Source organism: Streptomyces sp. NPDC026673 (assembly GCF_040638135.1).
GTDB lineage: Bacteria > Actinomycetota > Actinomycetes > Streptomycetales > Streptomycetaceae > Actinacidiphila.
Genome location: NZ_JBEZXR010000044.1, coordinates 46272 through 65333, shown reverse-complemented (window position 1 = coordinate 65333; position 19062 = coordinate 46272). Strand labels below are relative to the sequence as shown.

21 protein-coding genes and 1 CRISPR repeat array are annotated in these 19062 nt (G+C 70.2%); of the genes, 12 read left to right on the top strand and 9 right to left on the bottom strand.

What is annotated here, in order from left to right; translation table 11 throughout:
• The first annotated feature begins 10 nt into the window (after positions 1 to 10).
• The 5 genes from AB0F62_RS26775 to AB0F62_RS26755 all read left to right on the top strand — a co-directional run bounded on the left by AB0F62_RS26775 (position 11) and on the right by AB0F62_RS26755 (position 5026).
• Positions 11 to 493: a hypothetical protein gene (locus AB0F62_RS26775; RefSeq protein WP_361804216.1), complete on the top strand. Its 483-nt coding sequence runs from the start codon at positions 11 to 13 to the stop codon at positions 491 to 493.
• 96 nt (positions 494 to 589) lie between these two features.
• A complete protein-coding gene (locus tag AB0F62_RS26770; protein WP_361804213.1) occupies positions 590 to 1294 on the top strand; it encodes a protein phosphatase 2C domain-containing protein in 705 nt (234 codons plus the stop codon).
• 87 nt (positions 1295 to 1381) lie between these two features.
• Entirely contained in the window at positions 1382 to 3001 is a 1620-nt protein-coding gene (locus tag AB0F62_RS26765) for a hypothetical protein (protein ID WP_361804210.1), read from the top strand.
• Between the two features lie 91 nt (positions 3002 to 3092).
• Positions 3093 to 4706 carry a ParB N-terminal domain-containing protein gene (locus AB0F62_RS26760; protein WP_361804207.1) on the top strand — a complete coding sequence of 538 codons (1614 nt, stop codon included), beginning with the start codon at positions 3093 to 3095 and terminating at the stop codon, positions 4704 to 4706.
• A gap of 107 nt (positions 4707 to 4813) precedes the next feature.
• Positions 4814 to 5026, top strand: coding sequence for a hypothetical protein (locus AB0F62_RS26755; RefSeq protein WP_361804204.1), 213 nt, complete (start codon positions 4814 to 4816; stop codon positions 5024 to 5026).
• Between the two features lie 78 nt (positions 5027 to 5104).
• On the opposite strand, the gene AB0F62_RS26750 is transcribed toward AB0F62_RS26755, so the two are convergent.
• The gene (locus AB0F62_RS26750; RefSeq protein WP_361804201.1) at positions 5105 to 6019 is read right to left on the bottom strand and encodes a LysR family transcriptional regulator; all 915 of its coding nucleotides are present in this window, start codon (positions 6017 to 6019) and stop codon (positions 5105 to 5107) included.
• A gap of 129 nt (positions 6020 to 6148) precedes the next feature.
• Here AB0F62_RS26750 and AB0F62_RS26745 point away from each other — a divergent pair, with 129 nt between their 5' ends.
• From AB0F62_RS26745 to AB0F62_RS26730, 4 genes are all read left to right on the top strand, one after another.
• Positions 6149 to 7171 carry a DUF4331 family protein gene (locus AB0F62_RS26745; protein ID WP_361804198.1) on the top strand — a complete coding sequence of 341 codons (1023 nt, stop codon included), beginning with the start codon at positions 6149 to 6151 and terminating at the stop codon, positions 7169 to 7171.
• Entirely contained in the window at positions 7168 to 7455 is a 288-nt protein-coding gene (locus tag AB0F62_RS26740; protein WP_361804195.1) for a hypothetical protein, read from the top strand. The genes AB0F62_RS26745 and AB0F62_RS26740 overlap by 4 nt, the downstream gene beginning before the upstream one ends.
• Positions 7456 to 7907: 452 nt before the next feature.
• A complete protein-coding gene (locus tag AB0F62_RS26735; protein WP_361804192.1) occupies positions 7908 to 8546 on the top strand; it encodes a hypothetical protein in 639 nt (212 codons plus the stop codon).
• Between the two features lie 1034 nt (positions 8547 to 9580).
• Positions 9581 to 10282, top strand: a complete 702-nt coding sequence (locus tag AB0F62_RS26730) for a hypothetical protein (protein WP_361804189.1) — start codon at positions 9581 to 9583, stop codon at positions 10280 to 10282.
• A 531-nt stretch (positions 10283 to 10813) separates the two neighbouring features.
• Here AB0F62_RS26730 and AB0F62_RS26725 read toward each other — a convergent pair.
• A complete protein-coding gene (locus AB0F62_RS26725) occupies positions 10814 to 11434 on the bottom strand; it encodes a hypothetical protein (RefSeq protein WP_361804186.1) in 621 nt (206 codons plus the stop codon).
• 434 nt (positions 11435 to 11868) lie between these two features.
• Between AB0F62_RS26725 and AB0F62_RS26720 the strand changes: the two genes are divergently transcribed.
• The 3 genes from AB0F62_RS26720 (at position 11869) to AB0F62_RS26710 (ending at position 13660) form a co-directional block, all read left to right on the top strand.
• Complete coding sequence (locus AB0F62_RS26720) at positions 11869 to 12120, top strand: winged helix-turn-helix domain-containing protein (RefSeq protein WP_361804183.1); 252 nt, start codon at positions 11869 to 11871, stop codon at positions 12118 to 12120.
• A gap of 336 nt (positions 12121 to 12456) precedes the next feature.
• A CRISPR array of direct repeats spans positions 12457 to 12725; the repeat unit is 23 nt; unit sequence CCTTCCCGCGCGAGCGGGGGTGG.
• A gap of 6 nt (positions 12726 to 12731) precedes the next feature.
• On the top strand, positions 12732 to 13298 hold the full coding sequence (locus AB0F62_RS26715) for a hypothetical protein (protein WP_361804180.1): 567 nt from the start codon (positions 12732 to 12734) through the stop codon (positions 13296 to 13298).
• Complete coding sequence (locus tag AB0F62_RS26710; RefSeq protein WP_361804177.1) at positions 13295 to 13660, top strand: transposase; 366 nt, start codon at positions 13295 to 13297, stop codon at positions 13658 to 13660. Before AB0F62_RS26715 ends, AB0F62_RS26710 begins: the two co-directional genes overlap by 4 nt.
• Before the next feature lie 269 nt (positions 13661 to 13929).
• Here the strand turns inward: AB0F62_RS26710 and AB0F62_RS26705 are convergent, their stop codons facing one another.
• The 7 genes from AB0F62_RS26705 to AB0F62_RS26675 form a co-directional block, all read right to left on the bottom strand.
• The gene (locus AB0F62_RS26705; protein ID WP_361804174.1) at positions 13930 to 14448 is read right to left on the bottom strand and encodes a hypothetical protein; all 519 of its coding nucleotides are present in this window, start codon (positions 14446 to 14448) and stop codon (positions 13930 to 13932) included.
• Positions 14442 to 15041 (bottom strand): 3'-5' exonuclease, encoded by a 600-nt coding sequence (locus AB0F62_RS26700; protein WP_361804171.1) that lies wholly within the window; start codon positions 15039 to 15041, stop codon positions 14442 to 14444. The genes AB0F62_RS26705 and AB0F62_RS26700 overlap by 7 nt, the downstream gene beginning before the upstream one ends.
• On the bottom strand, positions 15038 to 16228 hold the full coding sequence (locus AB0F62_RS26695) for a radical SAM protein (RefSeq protein WP_361804168.1): 1191 nt from the start codon (positions 16226 to 16228) through the stop codon (positions 15038 to 15040). The genes AB0F62_RS26700 and AB0F62_RS26695 overlap by 4 nt, the downstream gene beginning before the upstream one ends.
• Positions 16229 to 16241: 13 nt before the next feature.
• Positions 16242 to 16790, bottom strand: coding sequence for a nucleoside-diphosphate kinase (locus tag AB0F62_RS26690; RefSeq protein WP_361804258.1), 549 nt, complete (start codon positions 16788 to 16790; stop codon positions 16242 to 16244).
• A 5-nt stretch (positions 16791 to 16795) separates the two neighbouring features.
• Entirely contained in the window at positions 16796 to 17815 is a 1020-nt protein-coding gene (locus AB0F62_RS26685) for a thymidylate synthase (RefSeq protein ID WP_361804165.1), read from the bottom strand.
• 185 nt (positions 17816 to 18000) lie between these two features.
• Positions 18001 to 18489 (bottom strand): hypothetical protein, encoded by a 489-nt coding sequence (locus AB0F62_RS26680; RefSeq protein WP_361804162.1) that lies wholly within the window; start codon positions 18487 to 18489, stop codon positions 18001 to 18003.
• Complete coding sequence (locus AB0F62_RS26675; RefSeq protein ID WP_361804159.1) at positions 18483 to 18986, bottom strand: hypothetical protein; 504 nt, start codon at positions 18984 to 18986, stop codon at positions 18483 to 18485. Before AB0F62_RS26675 ends, AB0F62_RS26680 begins: the two co-directional genes overlap by 7 nt.
• Positions 18987 to 19062 lie beyond the last annotated feature (76 nt).

Below are 19062 nucleotides of genomic sequence, written 5' to 3'. Positions count from 1 at the left end.
AGGAGCCAGCGTGACCGCCACCATCCAGACCCCGCCCGCCGCCTACGCCGACCACACCACCCCGGACGGCACCCCCGTCCGGCACCCGCACGGCCGCACCGGAGTGATCGACGGCCGACAGGAGATCGACGGCCACCGCACGGTGCGGGTGCGGTACGACGTGCCGGTGCGCTCCCCGTTCGACGGTGAGCACGGCCACGGGTACGCCGAGGTCGGTACCGCGCGCATCCTCGTCCCCGGTGAGGCGCGCCAGACCGGCAACGACGAAGCGCTGTGGGGCGAGCTGGACGCGATCGCCGCCCGGCCCGGCGTCTGCGGCCCGCCGCTGACGCACCAGCAGCACAACGCCGCCGCGCGCTACCTGGCCGACCGCTACCGCAGCTCACCGACGTTCCGCGGCGACCCGCAGGAGGCGTACCGGTACTACGCGGTGAGTTCCACGTGGGACGTGATCAACGCCTTCCGGTTCGCCCGCACCCGCGCGACCGACTGACGCGCAGCCTGCCATCACCGGTGCCGGTCCGGGGCGGCAACCCCGGACCGGCACCCCCCAGCCCACCACTCACCCACCCGACGAAGGAGTGCCGGCATGGCTCCCCGCTGGATAGCCTCCACCCGAACCGACCAGGGCCCGCGTTTGTTCATGGCCGATGCCGCCGCCGATTTCGCGCACCTGGCGTGGGCGGTCGCGGACGGCATCGGGGATGACTGGGAGCCCGCCGACGCCGCCGCCCTGGCAGCGGGTGCCGCCCCGTACGCGGCACTCAGCGGCGGAGCAGCGTGCGGAATTGCCGCCGCCCGCGCAGCTCTGCAGGACTACTACGACGGGTGCCCGCGCGGGCAGGAAGGCGACTGCGTCATGGTGTGCGCCGTGCCGATGTCCCAGCGCCACGGCGGCGGTTTCGATGTGGCATGGGTCGGTGACTGCCGCGCCTACGTCGTCCAGGACGGCGCGGCACGACAGGTCACGCAGGACCGCACCCAAGGCGAGCGGATGCGCCAGTATGCCGATCCCTACTGGGCCACCATCGCCTCCAGTCACGACCACATCGTGACCACCAGCGTGCTGCGCGACGAGCCGATCGACTCCGTCCGCATCACCGGCCCGGTGCAGCGGCTGATGCTGTGCACGGACGGGATCACCAAGGTCGTCCCCGCCGCCAACATCGCGCGGATCCTCACCGTCGACATCCGCCCCCGCCACGTCACCCGGGCCCTGGTCGACGCCGCCCGCTCCCGCCGCCGAGGCACCGACAACATCGCCGTCACCGTCATCGAGGCCCGCACCCCGTAGCCACCACAGCAACACCACCGCGCCCGGTCCGGGCGGCAACCCGGACCGGCACATGCTCCGCCCACCAACCCTGAGGGAACCCGACCCGTGAAGCTCAGCAAGCAGCAAGCCCGCGACCACGCCACAGCGCGCGCCCTGGTCGACGCCGACCGCCCCCTGACCGAGGACGAGGCGGAATTCGTCCTGGACCACTGGCAGGAGGCCGCCACCGCGCGCAACGCCCTGGACGGCGCGTTTTTAGCCCCCGCAGGGCTCGGCACCGACCTCGCGGTCGAGGTCACCGGTCACCGCGTCATCGACCTGTGCGCGGGCATCGGCCGACTCGCGTGGTCGTGGCGCAACCTCGCCCGCGCCCGGGGAGGGTACGAGGTGGTCTGCGTCGAGCGGAACGCGCTGTACGTCGAGGTCGGGAAGAAGGCGCTGCCCGAGGCTCGATGGATCTGCGCCGACATCTTCCAGCTCCCCGGTGGCCTCGGGACGTTCGACACCGTCATGGCCAACCCGCCCTTCGGCAGTACCGAGCGCACCGGGAACGGTCCCCGCTACACCGGCCGACGCTTCGAGTACCACGCCATCGACGTCGCCGCCGATCGCGCCCCGCACGGGGTGTTCCTCGTGCCGCAGGAGTCCGCCCCGTTCCGGGACAGCGGCCACCCGGCCTTCACCGAGGAACGCGACGCCGAGTGCGAGCGGTTCGAGCGGCAGACCGGTATCCGGCTCGGAAACAACTGCGGCATCGACACCTCCGGCTACGCCGATCAGTGGCACGGCGTCGCCCCGCGCACCGAAATCGTCTTGGCGGACTTCACCCAGCGGCGCGCCGCCCGCACCGCCCGGCAAGCGGTCAGGGCCCGGACCGCCGCCCCGGCCCTGTCCCAGTCCGCGCGGTGCGGTCGACGCACTGTTCTGACCGGCACCCGCCAACGCGCGGCGCGGCCCCGCACAGCCGCGCCACCACCGGCCAAAGCGCCGGCACTCAGACCCAACCGAGCCCCCGAGGAGGAATCTCCCGTGCCACGACCCCGCCGACCCCGCAACGCGAGCCCGTCCCCGTACGACCTCAGCCCCAAAACCAGCCCGGACACCTTCACCGCGGCCGCCGACGCCCTGACCGCGCGCGGATGGCGCGAGGACGACACCTTCCGCATGCGACCGTCGAGCGTCGGCCCGGACGAGCTGTATGCCGCCCCCATCGTGGGCGGCATCGACGTCCCACCCGGCAGCGGCACCGCCGAATGGCAGGACCAGGAGCACAAGCAGGCGTGGCAGGAGGCCGCCCGCCGCCTGGCAGACGACATGACCGAGGCCGGATGGACCACCCACGGCAGTACCCCGACCGGCACCATCTTCCGCCGCGCCACCGCCAGCGCCGCGCCTGCCGCGCCCGACGCCGCCGAGTTGGCCGCTGCGCCGCCCGGTGCGCCCATCCGGCTGGCCGCCATCGCCGCCGAGGTCGGCATCAAGGACGGCGACCTGGACGACGCGATCCGCGAGGCCGCCCACGAGGAGGCCAGCGACGCCTACAACGGGGGCGCCCGGCCCGAGCTGGACGACGACCGGGCGCACCGGGCAGAGCACGCCGACGCCGAACAGCGCGCCGCCGAGATCAACAATGCAGGGCTGCTCGCCCAACTGGCCCACCTGTATACGCAGTGCGCCAGCGAGGCGGCATTCCGTTCTCTGCTGGCCGACCTCTTGCCGAGTTGACCACACCCATCAAACCGCGTAACATTAGGTACGTCGGACGGTGGCGGCAACCGCCCTCCAACACCCCAACCCACCGCACGAGGAGCACTTAGTGAGCGAGACCCAGACCGAAGCCCCGGCCGAACCGCAGACCACCGCCCCGTCGGTCATGCTGCCCATAGACCAGCTGGAGGAGAACCCGGACAACGTCCGCACCGACCTCCGCCTGACCGAGTGGTTCATCGAGTCGATTCGCACCAACGGCGTGAAGGTCCCCCTGGTCATCATCCCGACCGGCACTGGCACCTACCGGGTCTCCCAGGGTCACCGGCGACTGGCCGCCGCCCGGCTCGTCAAGCTGGCCGAAGTCCCGGTCTACGTCCTGGACCCCGCCCAGCGCGAGGCGGGCGAGGACTTCACCGATCAGGTGATCGAGAACGACGGCGAAGGCCGGATGTCCCTGACCGCGCTGGAGGAAGCTGACGCGCTGTTCCGCGCCGAAGTCTCCGGGATGAGCCGGGCCAAGGTCGCCAAGCGCACCGGCCGTACCAAGAACGAGGTCGACAAGGCCGTCACCGCCTCCAGCCAGATCGGTGCCACCACCCGTTCGACCCTCGCCAGCCTGGAGGACTACGAGTTCACCCTTGACGTCCTGGCCGCGCTCGGTGAGTTCGACTGCGACCCGGCAGCGGTCGAGCGGCTGATCGACGCCCACGGCAACGACCAGTTCGAGTACCAGCTCACCCGCGAGCGCATCGACCGGGCCGACGCGCAGGCCCGCGAGGCCAAGCGCGCCGAGCTGGAGGCCGCCGGGGTCACGGTCGTGGACGACCCCGACACGATGCCCGAGGACTGGGCGTACGTGGAGGAGATCGCGGACGGCCGGATCAGCGACGAGGAGCACGCCACCTGCCCCGGTCACCGCGCGATCTGGAACGACGACGCGGGCCCGGACGTGGTCGAGTTCGTCTGCGCCGACCCCGACGCCTACCACCGCCCGCCCGCGCCGGAACCGCAGGCCGACGACGACACCCCGGCCGGTCCCGACGTGGGCGGCACCGGCGACGAGCCGGAGGAGGAGCAGGACCAGGCCGACGACCGGCAGGACAGCGCGCCGGCCCCCGCGCCGTGGCCGTCCGCGCCGCGCCGCGATGAGGTCGCCTACAAGCTCAAGGTCGAGGGCAACAAGGCGTGGCGCGCAGCCGCCAAGGTCCGCCGTGACTGGCTGCGCAAGCTGCTGATGCGCAAGACCGCCCCGAAGCCGGTCCTGCGGTGGGTGGCCGAGCAGACGTATCGGGCGCCCAAGCCGGTGCAGAGCTGGACCGGCGACGTGGCGAGGGTGGCGATCCTGGCCGATCTGCTGGGGCGCGACAAGCAGTCCGGCGACCGCACCGAGTGGATCGACCCGAACGCCACCCCCGGCCGCCTCGCGCTGCTGATGCTCGCCCCCTACGCGGCGGCATTCGAGAAGCGCATCGAGGCGGCCAACGTGTGGCGCACCGACAAGCCCGAGTGGGACACCCCGGACATCCGCAAGGACGCCTGTACGTGGCTGACGTTCCTCGGTGAGCTGGGCTACCCGCTGTCCCGGATCGAGCAGGCCGTCATCGCCGACGAGGCATACACGCTCGAAGCGGACAAGGAGCAGGACGAGATCGCGGCCCACGCCGAGGACTCGAACGGCGAGCAGGAACAAGCCGCCAACAGCGACGACGGCGAGGCGTAAGCCCCACCGGCCCGGCGTCCCCGGTCACCGGGGACGCCGGGCCAGCCCCCGGCCGCCAACAGCCGCCCGCTACTCCACCTTCCCCTCCCCTGTCTGCGAGGTCTTCCATGTCCACGCCCACCCGCGCGCCCGAGCGGATCGCCCGCGCCGCACTGGCCGCCTTCCACGCCCCCACCGAGCTCACCGCCGCCGACCTGGCCGAGTACGGCGCCGTCGACCTGTGGGACCGGCTGTCCCGCACCGACACCACCGGCCGCCTGGCCCGCTACGACGCCCGCGGCCGACGGCTGTCCGCGTCGTCGAGAACTACATCGGCTTGAAGGCCTGGCTGGAGCACTACTGGCGCGAGATCGCCGCCGACATCGCGTGGCAGAACTCGCGGCCACGTGGCGGCGACGTCAGCGATCCTCGCGGTGGGTACATACCGCGATCCGGAGCAGTTCCTCAACCGCGCCGGTCAACCGGCGGTCCTTCGGCCACACGGCGCGCAGCCGGCGGCGCAGGTCGACCCCCGTCACCGGGACCTCCACGACGCGCCCCTCGGCCAGGTCGTCACGGACACTGACCGCGCTGAGTACCGCCGGGCCGGCGCCTTCGGCGACGGCCCTTCGTACCGCGACGTTGGCATCCAGCACCATCAGCGGTCTGGCCGGCTCGGCTCCCGCCCCGGCGAGCACACGCTCGATGGTCTCCCTCGTGCCTGAACCCGGTTCGCGGACGATCAGGCGGGTGCGGGCCAGTTCGGTCAGATCCACCGGCTCCCGCCGTCGTGCCCAGGCATGCCGCGCCGCGACCACCACGACCAGCCGGTCAGTGCCCACCTGTCGTGAGCTGAGACCGGACGGAACGGTGGGCCCCTCGATGAACCCCAGGCTGATCCGGCCATTCGCCGCGAGCGTGGCGACTTGTTCGGAATTGGTCACTTTTAGGCTGACGTATACACCGGGCGATCTCCACTGCAGCGTGCCGATCCACCGCGGCACGAAGTGTTCGGCCAGCGTCATGCTGGCCGCCAGGCGAAGGTCGAGGGCCTGGTCACCGCGCAGCGCGGCGACGCCGACCATCAGCGAGTCCACTTCGGCGAGCACCCGCCCCGCCCATTGGCACACCGCCTTGCCCTCGACGGTCAGGGCGGAGCCACGGGTGTCCCGGTTCACCAGCGTCAGCCCCAGGCGCCGCTCAAGCTGCGTCAGGCGCTTGCTCGCGGCAGGCTGGCTGATGCCCATCCGCTCAGCGGCCTGCCCCAGGCTGCCGAGCTCGGCCACCAATGTCAGCAACAGGAGACTGCTGAGATCAGGAGGCGACTTATTCATAACCTCACTGTATGAGGACATTCCCAATAGGGCGGTACCGGCCGCCGCCCGCCTGGCGAGAATGGAACAGTCCGGAAAATCCCCGCCACCCTTTCTTCGAAGAAAACCCGAGAGAATTAAGGACCGACCATGTCGCACCATCTCGACACTCCGCTGGCGGCCCAGAACGGTCAGCTGTTCATCGACGACCTGTACGTCTTTCCCGGTGAGCGCAGCACGGTGTTTGTCATGGACGTCAACTCCGACATCACCGGCGTCTACGCCGAGCCCGGGTTCCACCCGGAAGCACGCTACGAATTCAAGGTCCACTTCGACGGCGCCGAATTCGAGGCCTTGACCTACCGGGTCTCCTTCGACGAGCCCGGCCCCGACGGCGGGCAAACCCTGCGCCTGCACGCCCTGACCGGGAACGAGGCACGCGAGGATTCCGCTGACGGCGACTTGGTGCTGGAAGGCCGCACCGGTGAGACGGCCGACGCGGACGGCACCCGCGTCTGGGCGGGGCGCATCTCCGACTCCTTCTACATCGACCTGTCACTGCTGGCCGTCGTCAACGGGGCGGTGGCCAAGGGGACGGCAGTGGACCTCTCGGACTGGCGCCCGCAGGAGGCACAGAACAGCTTCGCTGGCACCACCGTGGAATCAATCGTGCTCGAGGTTCCGCACGAGCACGCGCAGCTGCGCCCCGGGACCCGCACAGGCGTCTGGTGCGCGACCAAGCTGGCCACCGACGCCGGTGGATGGCGGCAGATCAACCGCGGCGGGCACCCGATGATGTGGCCGATCTTCTGGCCCGGCGACACCGACTTCAGCAACCCCGCCAACACCCGGCACCCCTCGCAGGACCGTGCCGCCGTCGGCGAATTCATCGCCGGCCAGGTCACGGCTGTCGTCGCGGCCACCGGGACGTGTGCCGACCCAGAGGGTTACGGCCGAGCCGTGGCCGAACAACTGTTCCCCGACGTGCTGCCCTACGTCGTCGGAACGCTCGCCACGTACGGCTTCGCCGGCCGCAACGGCCGCCCCCTGGCCGACAACGCGCCTGAGGCGATGCTCTCCCTCGTGACCAACACAGCCGTGCCAGCCGGACTCAAGCCGTCCGTCACCCAGCACCTGCGGACCAACCGCTTCCCGTATGTCGTACCCGTATGACCACTCCGGTCGAACAGCGACGACCCGATCCCCCGCGCAACGACCCCCGCGAACTCACGGCCGCGACACCAGGGACCGCGGCCGACGCGACGCCGATCGTGGACCGAACCGGCCTGTCCTGCGGCGCGTTCCACCTGGGCGGGCCCAACGGCCGCGGCGGATCCTTCAGCACGCCCGGGACGGGACGGCTGCACTCGTCCCGGCCGGACGGGAAGGCCAGCTTCGTGATCCTCCGGTACGGGACGCCGGTCAGCCACGATGACACCGCCGCACTGCCGGACTAACTCACCAGACCCGTCGGGTCGTCGTCAGCATCTGGCAACGCGGCACGCTTGTACGTGGAGGTCGAGCGGGTACAAGGGCACCGGTTCCGTCAGGACCTGTCGATCGCAGAGCTGATCGCACTGGCGAAGCGCCAGGGCGGGCCGTCACCCGGGGTCGTCCTGGCCGACGACGGGGCCGAGTTCGAGTTCATGGCCGCTGCGATCAGGGCAGCGCTCACCGAGCCCACGGCGGAAGCTGGAAGCCAACCCCATCGCTCCGCGGCAACTCGATCTCCTGGGCTTCGGTGACTGCGGAGCCTGTGTCTGGTAGGAGGTAATGCCTGGTCAGACCCCGTCCGGCCAATGGGCGGGTTGACTCCCACACACAAAGCGCGTATCATTATCATTGTTGATTCCGGACGGCAATCCGGCTCCAACCCACCATCCACTGCCCCGTGAAGGAGAACCATCCCATGTCCGAGGACCCCGTCCGCCCCGACCTGTGTGTCGTGCAGGCGACAATCAACCGCCCCAAGGGAGACGGGGCCAGCCTGGTCGCCTTCAGCAACAGCCCCGACGCGCCGCCGACCCCATTCGCCCGTGCGCCGTGGCAACTGTCCCTGGTGGCCGGATACATCGCCGGCCTGCGCCGCGATGCCGTCGCGGCCGACGTCGATTCCTTCAGCCGCTACCTCACTGGCCGCGACTCCGCCGCCGTTCCGGCGGCCGCCACGCCCTACACCTACGCACCCCTGCACGACCGCCGCGTCACCTGCCTGATCGACCTCGCTTTCACCCCGGGCGTGGGCACCACCGGATGGCCGGGGGTGTCCTTGGTGGTCCTGGACCAGGACGGGGACGGCCCGAACACCTGGGGCCGTGTCCAGCGCCGTCGCGGTTACCTCGGCGTCGTCTCTTACGCCTTGCTGGAGATCACTGCCGAGCAGCAGCACCTGGCCGACCTCATGCGTGGCGGTGACGAGGAGGCCGCGCGGTTGCACTCCCTCGCCGGTGACGTGCGCACCTGGGTCGCCAAGATCCGCAAGGTGGCGAAGGCCGACAACACCCTCACCCAGGCCGCCACCGTCCGCAGTGGTATCCACCGCGGCTGAACTCACCGACGCCGGTCCGGGGCCAGGCTCCGGACCGGCGGTCCCTCAGCACAGCTCACCGGACGACACCAGCTGCGTTCGGGAGGACTCACCGCCCACGTATCCCCACGTCTCCGACCGGGACGCCCGGCATCTCCGCGCAGCCCACTGCGGCAACTTGAGCGTCCTCACCGAGTTCGACGCCGTACGCGGCCTGGTCGACCGCTCCGACCGGACCCCCCCCATACTTCGCGCTGGCACCTGCCGCCCCGCTCGACAACGGGTGGCTGGTCTACCGAGGCGAACGTGTGGCCCTCACCGCTGCCAGACGCCGCGCGCTGGGCGCGTACGACCGCCGTGTCGCCGAGCTCGCCGCCCGGCCGTCGATGGTGACCCGCAACCCGCACCACGGTGAACTCCACGACCCGACCGAAACCCTGCGCCGCCTGCGGTACGCCGGCGCCGAGATCCACCCCGGCGCCACAGTGCCGGACGCAGGAGGCGTAGCCGTCACCCATCTCGGACCCACGACGTCCAGCCGGGACAAGGGCAAGACCTGGGTTCCCGGGTTCAACGCCCTCGCGCTCCATGCCGTCCACGGGCCCCGGCTGCTCCCGCCTTCCGAGCTCAGCGATCCGGCACACCAGATACGGCCGCGTCCTGGTCCCGTGCCCGACGGGCCATCTGGCGCAGTCCGTGCTGCTCACCGAATGGAGCGGCTCCGCCCTGACGGCGCGATGCGCAGATCCGGCCTTCACGGTCGACTGCGACGGCGGCATAGCGTGATGCCGGCTGCGGCGCCATCTGGGCCAGCCATGGCGTTGACACTCCACAATCAACAGTGCATCATTACATGTGTCGGTTGCGAGAGCGGCAGACAGATTGATGGTCGGCGAGAACACCTCGAGAGGTGTCAGCCGCGGGCGGCAACCCCGACCGAACGTCTCACCGACCATCGGTACTCCAACCCACCAATGGAAGGAGTACCTCCAGTGTACGGGCACCAGGCCCGTGCCAGCAGCCCGTCCCGCCAGACTCTGCGGAGGTCCCACGTCATGGCCAAGCATCCCAACCCCGAAGTCCGCACCCTCAACGGCCGTCCCGTGGTCAACCGCGACTGGATGGTCGAGCGGACCGGCGCCAGCCGCGCCACGATCACGCTCTGGTACACCAAGCGCGCCGAGCAGCCGGAGGACGCGCGTCACCCGGAGAAGGCCGTGACAGTCGAGCGCGTCGACTTCTACGACCAGGAGGAGTTCGAGCGCTTCTACGCCGCTCACAAGGAGCGCAAGAAGAAGAAGGTGCTCCCCACCGACCCGGCCCTCTACGAAGGTCACGTCGACGACGTACTCTCCATCAACCAGGCCGCCGAGCTGCTCGGCTTCGCCGACGCTGGCGCCATCCGCAAGTACATGAGTATGGACACCGGGTACTTCCCCGCGTCGGTCGGAACGGTCGCCGGTCCCACCGGCCGGCAGATCCCCGGCTTCCGCCGCGGCGATCTGCAGGACTTCGATCGTCGTCGCACCGGCGACGGCACCGGCCTGGCGGGCCGCCCCACTGGCGCCGCCCAGCAACGCGGACCCAGACCCGAGACCGAACAGCGCATCGAGGCGGCCACCGCCTACCTGCGCGAACACGGTTACCAGCACGGCACAGGCGCGAAGCTCGCCGTCATCCACGGCGAGCCGACGTGGAAGTGGGAGCGCATCGTGAAGCAGGCACGCGAGCGTCTGGAAGGCAACACCGCCAGCTGACGCCAGCGAGCCAAGGCCCCTCGAAAGGGCAGGCAACACATCGGGAGAGGGCCTCGAAGTCCGGAGGGGAAACGGACTTCGAGGCTTCGACACTTCGAAGATCAGCCGGTGGCCGTTCGTCTATGCGGGCACCAACCCGGACGCCGGAGCAAACCCCCGCATCAGGTCCAACCCGTTACACCACTTCCAAGGACGCAACCGTGCGCCCCGGCCAGCGGCCGAATCCAGTGCGGACCGGGCGGGCATCGTTTCGTGGGCGCTGGTACGTACGTCGCGGCACGGGTCGCCGCGAACAGGCGTACGAGTTCGTCCACGCACCCGGCTGGTGCGCGCATGGGGACAGGGCCTCCCGCACATCTCGTGGATGCAAAGTCCACGCGCAAGAAGAGGCCCTATGCCGCAGCCCTCCGCGCCACCCTTGAAAGCGTCCAACTCGGCTGCCCGAAGTGCGACTGTCGCGCTATGTGCGGGAGCGCGGCCCAGGCTCACACAGGCCAGCCAGCGTGGCCGGTCGCTGCGGGGCCTGTGCGTTCAGCCCGCCCGCCGCCATCGGTTTCCCGGAACACACTCAACGCACGCGCACGGAGGCCACATCTGCGAGGCCATCGGTGGCAGGTGATCGTGACGCGTCGCCTCCACCGTGCGGCCCCACGTCTGCCCGCTGTCGTACGAGACCCGCAGCGTCATCAACGGACGGAGACCGTCCATCTCAACCAGCAGCGACGCAACGACTTCGAGCCACGGCGCATGCGTCCACGCATCATCACCCACTGCCGGACTCCGCAGGGCTGTCCCGGGGAGCGACGAGCGGGGAGACGATGTCCACTCGTTCTCCGGAATCTCGTCACGGTCGTACCCCGGCAGCCGCATCCCGCGGGACACAACGATGCGCAGCACGTTCGTCAGCGCATCGCACGCCGCGGTGAGCACAACGCGGGAAGGCTCATTGATCGGGCGCGGCGCATCCTTGGCCATACGCAGCAGTTCGACCACGTTGGACAGCACAGCCGACGCGCGCGTGATCTGCTGGCGCTCGGCGTCGTCGGCCATCCGCGCAATGAGCCCGGCCGGATTGCCGTCCGGCGTGTACGCAGGCTTGCCCGCCGGGCCCGTCCACGGAAGCAGTCGCAGCCCGGCGATCCCGTCACTCATGCCGCTCGCTCCGGCATGTCCTGGCCCATATCCGCCAACGCAAGAGCACGCCGCCGTTCCCGCTGCCGCCGCACCTCCTCCACCCGCTCGTGGTGGACGACGTAGCGGGGCACCAACGGCAGGCTGTGCGCATCGAACACCTCCCCTGAACGCGGGGCACGGTCGCCGGGTAGCACGGTCCGACCGCCCCGGGCTCGCTGCGCCGACGGCGCGGGGGCCGCGCGACGACGACCCCGAGCAGGCAGGAGGCGCCCAAGTACCGCAGCAATAAGGTCCGCCATAGCTGAAGCTCCATTGTTCGGTCAGTCCCTCAGGACGCGGCCCACACCCGGCCGCCCTGGGGACGATTCACACCTGGCACACTCCACAGTAGCCGCAGTTATCCACGGTTATCTACGGATGCACGGAAGACCGCAGATACCCACGCTGGAATCATGGAGCTTGACCGCACTCGCCCGCTGTGGCGACAGATCGCAGCGGAGATCGTCCAGCGGATCCAGGACGGCACCTACCCGCCCGGCAGCCGTGTACCGTCCACCCTGGAAATCGCACAAGAGTTCGACGTGGTAAACGCGACCGCGGCCAAAGCCATGAAACAGGTACGCGAACAAGGATGGACACGCGGAGAAGTCGGACTCGGAACCTTCGTCACCGGCACGCCACCGCCGGCCAACCCGTCCGCGTAACCCCAGACCAACCCCTGACCCTTCTAACCCAGGTCGGTGGGATACCGCTGCTGTTCAAAGCCCGTCACAGCGGTTGTCACGGCCATCCCCACAGACTCGGAGAGCAACTCCTCATGGCGCCTGCGGGCTGGCCTGTGCGCGGGACCATCCCCGGGAGCACGGGGAGCAGTCGGCAACGTCGTCTTGGAGCTTGTTGACGTCGGGAACAGTCAGCCCAGAACACCCGCACTCTCAAAGCCGTCTGACGGTTCTCGCTTCTGCCACACTGCTCGCATCGCACGTGGACAAGCGCACCAAGAACTGGCAAAGGCCCTCCAAAACCACAGGTCATGAAGTGTCCTTCCCGCGCGAGCGGGGGTGGTCCGTGTCCGCGGAGCTCCGCCATCGCGGACTCGGGTCCTTCCCGCGCGAGCGGGGGTGGTCCGCCTGTCGCTCAAAAGCCCAAGGTCGACGTCTCGCCCTTCCCGCGCGAGCGGGGGTGGTCCGCACTGCTCCGCGCCGACCTTCAGCCCGAAGTCGTCCTTCCCGCGCGAGCGGGGGTGGCCCGCGGTAGGGATCGAGGCCGCACGAGGCGCCCTCGTGACGGCGGGCGCGAGCACCCCGAGGTCCGGATGGTCTGCCGTGACCGCGGCGGTGCGTTCGCCGAGGCTGCCGAGCGCGCGCTTCCCGGCGTTCCGCAGGTCGCGGACCGCTGGCATTTGCTCGGCGACCTCGCCACCGCGGTGGAGAAGGCCGTCCGGCGGTACCGCGCCTGCCTGAGCCCGCTGAAACCCGAACGCACCGTTCCCGAAATGTCTCCTGACGCCGGCGGCGAGGAGAGCCTGGCTCAGCAGCGGATACGCGCCCGTTGGACCGAGATCCACGCCCTTTACGAACGAGGCACCACGATCACCGTGATCAGAGAACAGACCGGGCTGGACCGCAAGACCGTCCGCCGCTACGCGCACGCCGACACCGCAGGCCAGCTGATCACCGTGCGACCGCGCTGCGGCAGCGCCCTCGCGCCCCACATGCCCTACCTCGCCGCGCGCTGGGTCGAAGGCTGCAACAACGCCCAGGCGGCTACACCGGAGGCCGCAAGACCGTACGGTGCTTCCTCAACGAACCTGCAATCATGCGGACTTCACCTACGAAGTCGTCCCCGCCGCCGCCCGTCCGCGAGGTGGTCCGGTGGATGATCGGCCGAGCCGAGCGGCAGAGCGAGGCCGCCCGACAGCAGCTCAAGGAACTGTGCGAGCGCTGCGACCACCTCGCCGAGATCAACCGGCTCGCCCGCAGCTTCGCCACCCTTCTCCGGCGGCGCCACGGCCACCGGCTCCCCGAATGGCTCACCCAGGCGAACGCCTCCGACATCAAGGAACTCCGCACGTTCGCCTTGGGCCTGCGAAGAGACCTCGACGCGGTCACCGCCAGCCTGACCCTCCACTGGAGCTCGGGCGCGGTCGAAGAACACGTGAACCGGACGAAGATGCTCAAACGCCAGAACTACGGCCGCGCGAGCTTCGAGCTCCTGCGTCGGCGAATACTCCTCGCGGATTGACCAACTTCACGGAATTCGCCGACCCACACGTGCGACAGGTCGGGCGGCGGAGCCTCCTCTGTGGGGGGCTCCGCCGGCGGCGTGGACTTCTCCTCGATCGCGGGCAGCGGCTCAGGCTCGAGCCATGTGAAGAGGTCTTCCTGCAGGTGGGACCGGCCGAGTGCGGTTGAAGGGGCTGTAGCGGTGGTCACGGTTCCTCCGGGGCGCTGCACGGGGTTGACGTAGCACCAACCCGCTTCACAGCCCCAAACGCCAACTCCCGTGATCTGTTACACCCCGTGCGTGTCTGCTACGGCCTCGAGGCGCTGTATTGCACCGTTCTCGAGGTGGGGCAGCACGCCGATGGCGAGGGCCTGCAGCCCCAGCAGGGCCCACTCACTGGCGCGGGGCGGGAGAGCGGCGATGGCCTGTGCGGTGGGCAGTACGCGCAGTACGGCTCGCCGGTCTTGGTAGGCCAGGCGTGCGATGTCGTGCGGGTCGAGAGGTTCGGTGACGACGAGGTGCGTGGTGATCCTGCGGCGACGCCCTTGTGCGCTGATGACAGCGACCTGGCGCCAGATGGTCGCCTGGCCGCCCAGTACCGTGCGGGCGGCGTCCTCGGGGGTTTGGCCGTCGTCGACCGTGCCGTGCGGCAGGACGTAGTAGCCGTCGCCGGTCACGTCGACGAGGACCAGGCCGTTCGCGCCGACGGGCGCGAGGAGGGAGACCCCAACAATGGGGGGTCGCCAGTTCTCGTAGCGGGAGCGTGCGGGTGGTGGCGCGCCCGTGGGCGCAATCGTGGTCACCACAGCGTCGGGTCCCCTTCCGGCTCGGGAGCACCGGGCAGGCCGGGCGGTACGGCCGCGGCCACGAGATCGTCCCAGGTGCCGTAGTGGCGTGCCATGGCGACGAGGAGTTGCGCGGTGGCCCAGGTGTCATAGGTGGCGCGGTGGCGGTGTGCCGGGGCCTCGCTCATGTCCGGCTGCACGTGCTCGAGCACGGCGTCGAGGCTGTACCTCGGCAGGTCGTACGTCGCCTTGGCAAGGCGTAGCGTGTCGAGGACCCCGGCAGGTTCCCACCGCGGAAGGTGCGCGTGGAGCACCTTGTAGTCCACGTGCGCGTTGTGGGCGGCGATCCAGGCCGTGCCCAGCAGCGTGTGGACGTGGTCGGCGATCTCCTCCCAGCCCGGCGCGCTCGCAAGGGCCTGGTTGGTCAGGCCGTGCACGCGGGTGGCGAAGCCCGTGATCGGGCGTCTGGGCTTGGTCAGCCACGCCCCGGCCCGGGTCTTGTCGGGCCGGCCGTCCGTGATGGGCAGCGCGGCAACCTCGACCAGGTCGGGCGGGGTCTGGCCGTTGCCCTCAACGTCGACGACGAGCAGCCGGGGCCAGGAGGAGAAGTTCATGCCGTTCCGTTCTCCGCGGGCCAGCCGATCGGGGCTCGGCCGTGCTGGCGGTACAGGTGGGGGCTGTGCCGGTCGTGGCACTGATAGCCGAACAACTGCTGCAGGTAGTTCCGGGTGGGCCCGTCGAGGCCTTCCACGATGATGGCGCGCTCTCCAATCTCAACGGGCCCGGTCGCGCCGAGTTCCTGCGCCCGTGCGGTGACGACGGTCAGGTCGGGCTTGACCCATGCGTCCTTGCAGAGCTGGAGCTGTCCCAGGGGGCAGATGTCGCACAGTTCCCGGATGCCGTAGTGCCCGTTGTAGTCAGCCTCCCCGTAGACGTACGCCACACCGCAGGAGGTCTTGCGGAACAGGGGGCCCCAGGGGGCTTCGCTGTTGCTGGGCTCGTGGAAGGCGGCCAAAATCCGGTGTTCGCCGATCTCGGGCATGACCTTGCGGCGGGCGGTGTCGTCGTACGGGATCGGCAGGCCGTGGCCCTCGTAGTAGGCGGCAATCTCGTCCTTGAAGAACAGGCCGGTGAAGACCGTCGCGTGGGCGTGGCGGGACAGCTCGCGGGCGCGCGCCAGGTGTGCGTCGCTGTCGTTGAGGCCGGGCACGATCGGCCGCCAGTACAGCAAGGTGCGGTAGTTCTCGGCGCGCTCGTACAGGGTGCGGAGGCTGGTGGCGGCGATGTTCGAGTCCACCGGTTCGATGCGCGGGTCGTCGATGCCGGAGTGGGTGACCAGGATCGTCAGCCGCAGGTTCGTGAAGCTGTTGAGGACCGCGCAGTCCTCGGCGTCGACGCGCCACCGGGTGATGATCAGGACGTGGTTCGTCAGGCCGCGGTCGTTGAGGAGCTGCAGCACGCGGAAGGTGTGCGGCTTGACCGTGGGCAGCATGGGGTCGGTGGCCCGGTTGAAGACCTGGATGGGCGTGGTGTGCGGCCGGAACAGCGGGTGGTCGACGAGGCGCTGCACGGCCTCCGCGTCGCTCATGAGGGCCCGCGGGACCTTCATGTCGAAGTTCTGGAAGAGGTGCCTCACGCAGTACCCGCAGTCGAGCGGGCACCCGACTATGTGGTTCAGGGAGATGCCGCTCTTGCGGTAGGCGACCGGGTCCAGGAGCTCGGGGTTCATGCTGGCGCTCTGCTCGGCCGAGAGGATCGGCAGCGGGCGGCGGGTGGCGGGGGGAATCGCGGACGTGGTCATGGAGCCTCCAGGGTCAGACGGGCAGGTACTGGGCCGGGGCGGCGGGTTCGGTCAGCAGGGCGCGGCGGGCGGCGCCGAACCAGGTGCCGAAATCCCGGCGGGCCGCGGCCGGATCGTCCGAGGTGTGCACGAGGTTCCGCACGAGGCGCCTCTCGGCGACCGCCGCGGCGAGGCTGTCGTTGCCCAGGTCGCCGCGGATCGTGCCGGGGGCCGCCACGGTGGGGTCGTAGTGCCCGAGCAGGTCGCGCAGCCGGGCGTGGACGCCGGGCGCGCCGTGGATGAGCGCGACGGTGACGGGGCGGCCGGCGTACTCGGCGTCGAGGCAGGCGGGGATGTCGCGGTCGGTGAACCAGTCGGCGTTGACGAGCAGGTCCCAGTAGTGGACGTGCGCCTGCCAGGCCTGCGCGGTGAGGTGACGGCGGGCGACGATGGTGGCGTACGCCCCGCCGATCCGCTCGAGGACCTGGTCGACGAGACCGCGATCCACGGCATCGGGCTTGCACAGCGCGACCACCCACCGGGAGAAGTCGACGCCTTCCACGACGGTGCCGCTCGGCGGCATGCGGGTCACAGCTCGCCCCCGTCCTGGGCGCAGGCCTCCCAGCGGTGGCCGGCCAGCCAGCGCAGGCCCGGCCACAGTGCCGCGAGGACGTCGTGGGTGACCTTGTCGGTGTGGTCGTTCTTGATCTGCCGGTGCAGCTCGAACAGCAACACCGCTTGCTGCCAGTACGGGGCCAGGTCGAGGGCCCCGATGTCATCGGCGGTGTACTGGGCGCGGTTGGTGCGGAGCAGCTCCTCGTGCTCCAGGACGCGGGCGATGGTGCCGGCGTCGGTGTCGTCGGGCATGGCCGGGAACGCGAAGGTGATCGGGGCGAGGCGGGTGCGCGCCTCGTCGATCACCCGCTTCGCGCGGTCGGAGTTGCTGTCGTTGACGTGCGCGGAGCCGATGTAGTGGGTGTAGGAGCCGAGCATCAGGCCGAGTTGGATGGCCGCGTACTCCTGGATCATGGTGAAGGAGAAGACGTCGGACAGCAGGCCGCAGTCCAGATCGTTGGCCCGCATGTGGACCACCATGTGCAGGCGTCCGTCGCGGGGCAGCAGGTGGAGGCCGGCCAGGCACGACACGCTGGGGTTGTCGCGGTCGACGAGCTCGGTGGGCGAGAACACGGGCAGGTAGCCCCGCTTGCTGTCCTTCTCCTCCCGCAGCAGGTTCATGACGCGGTCGAAGGGAGACAGGGTGTCGCCGGCGGCCGGGGTGAACAGGACGTTTCCGTAGGCGCTGCCGTCGAGGTGGACGCCGTCGCGGGAGTCCGAGGCGATCGTCAGCGCGTAGTTGACGAGCATCGCCAGGTCGCGCCGGCCGGCCAGGTGCCAGAGCGCTTCGGCGTAGTGGAAAACGGGGTTGACCTTCCTCTTCCGCAGGTACGGGAGGCGCTGGCGGGCGTCGGGCAGGCGGAAGCCCACGCCGATCACCTCCCGCGCGTTGTTGCCGCGCGCGCCGATGTGGTGCTCGGTCTGTTCGGTCGCCTGCTCCAGCAGGGACACGTACGCGCCCTCGATGGATCGGTTCGTCTGTGGAGTGAGCACAGCTCTCCCTTGGTCGTCAGGGGTGTGATGGAAGCCGTCGCGCACGCCGGGTGATTCGGATGGCCCCGGCGTGCGCAACGGCTGGTGCTCGGCCCGGTCCTTCTTCACTGGCGGGCCGCCGCCCCCGGGGGAAGGGGCGGGGTTTCCTCCCCGGGATGGGAAGGAGACTGGGAGCGCCGCGGCACTCAGGGGGCGTGGAAGCCCAGCGCGGCGGCGAACGATGCGTGCGGAGTCGGCATCGGTCGGAAGCGCTCGAGGAGGTCGCGGAGCGGATTCGGTGGCACAAGCCGGTCGCTCACGCAGGGCCGCAGCCAGTACGGGCCGGGGGGCACGTCGCGGGCGAGCGGAGGCAGGGTCAGGATGTGCGGGGCGCCGACGCAGACACCGTAGGTGTGCGGCTCCCACCTGGCGGTTGTGCCGGGAGGGACGAGCCAGTACAGCCAGCCGCGGTCCGGGTCGGCGATGACCGGCCCGCTGGAACCGAGCTGGATCTCGTCCATGGCGGCCACCATGGCGGCGGCATCGCCGGCCCCGGTGATCACCACGTCGAAGAGGCTGCCGCCTAAGGGCATGCGGGCCTCGCGCTGCTCTGCGATGTCGAGATAGGCGCGGATGCGTGCGGCCAGGTCGTGCATGTCGTCTTGCGGGGGCACCGTGGCCTCGGTCGTCAGCATGCGAGCGTCCCCGGGATGAGGGCCTGCACGGTCTTGGAGCGGCGGTCTTCGGCAACGGCGTACGACAGCCGTGCTCCGAGCTGCTGCACGACCCACAGACCGCGGGGCCGCTCGCCTTCGGCCGGCTCCCACGTCACGGCCTCGATGAAGCCGGGGAAGTCGGGGAGCGGGTCGGTCACCTCGATGAGGAGTTCGCCCGTCGCGATGATGGCCAGGCGCAGCTCTAAGCGGGCCCGCGGGGGCGGCGAGGAGTGCCTCTCCGCGTTGTACATCACGCGCGCGGCGATCTGTGCGGCATGCTCGACGTCCCCGAGCCAGTGGCCCATCGTGAGCTGCGTCCGGGTGTGCACGCGGGCGTTGCCGCCAGCCGACCCGTTCGCCTCGAACGTCCGGCGCCACTGCCACACGGGTTCCTCATGAACGGGCATGGGGATCTCGACCACGTTCGACGACCCTCGGGTGTCGGCAGGAGACGATGCAGCGGGCGTGCTGGTCATGACGGATGCCCTTCCGATGCGGTCAGAGACCCCAGCAGCCCGTTACCGGTTGTGCCGAAGCGGGCACTCGCTGGGT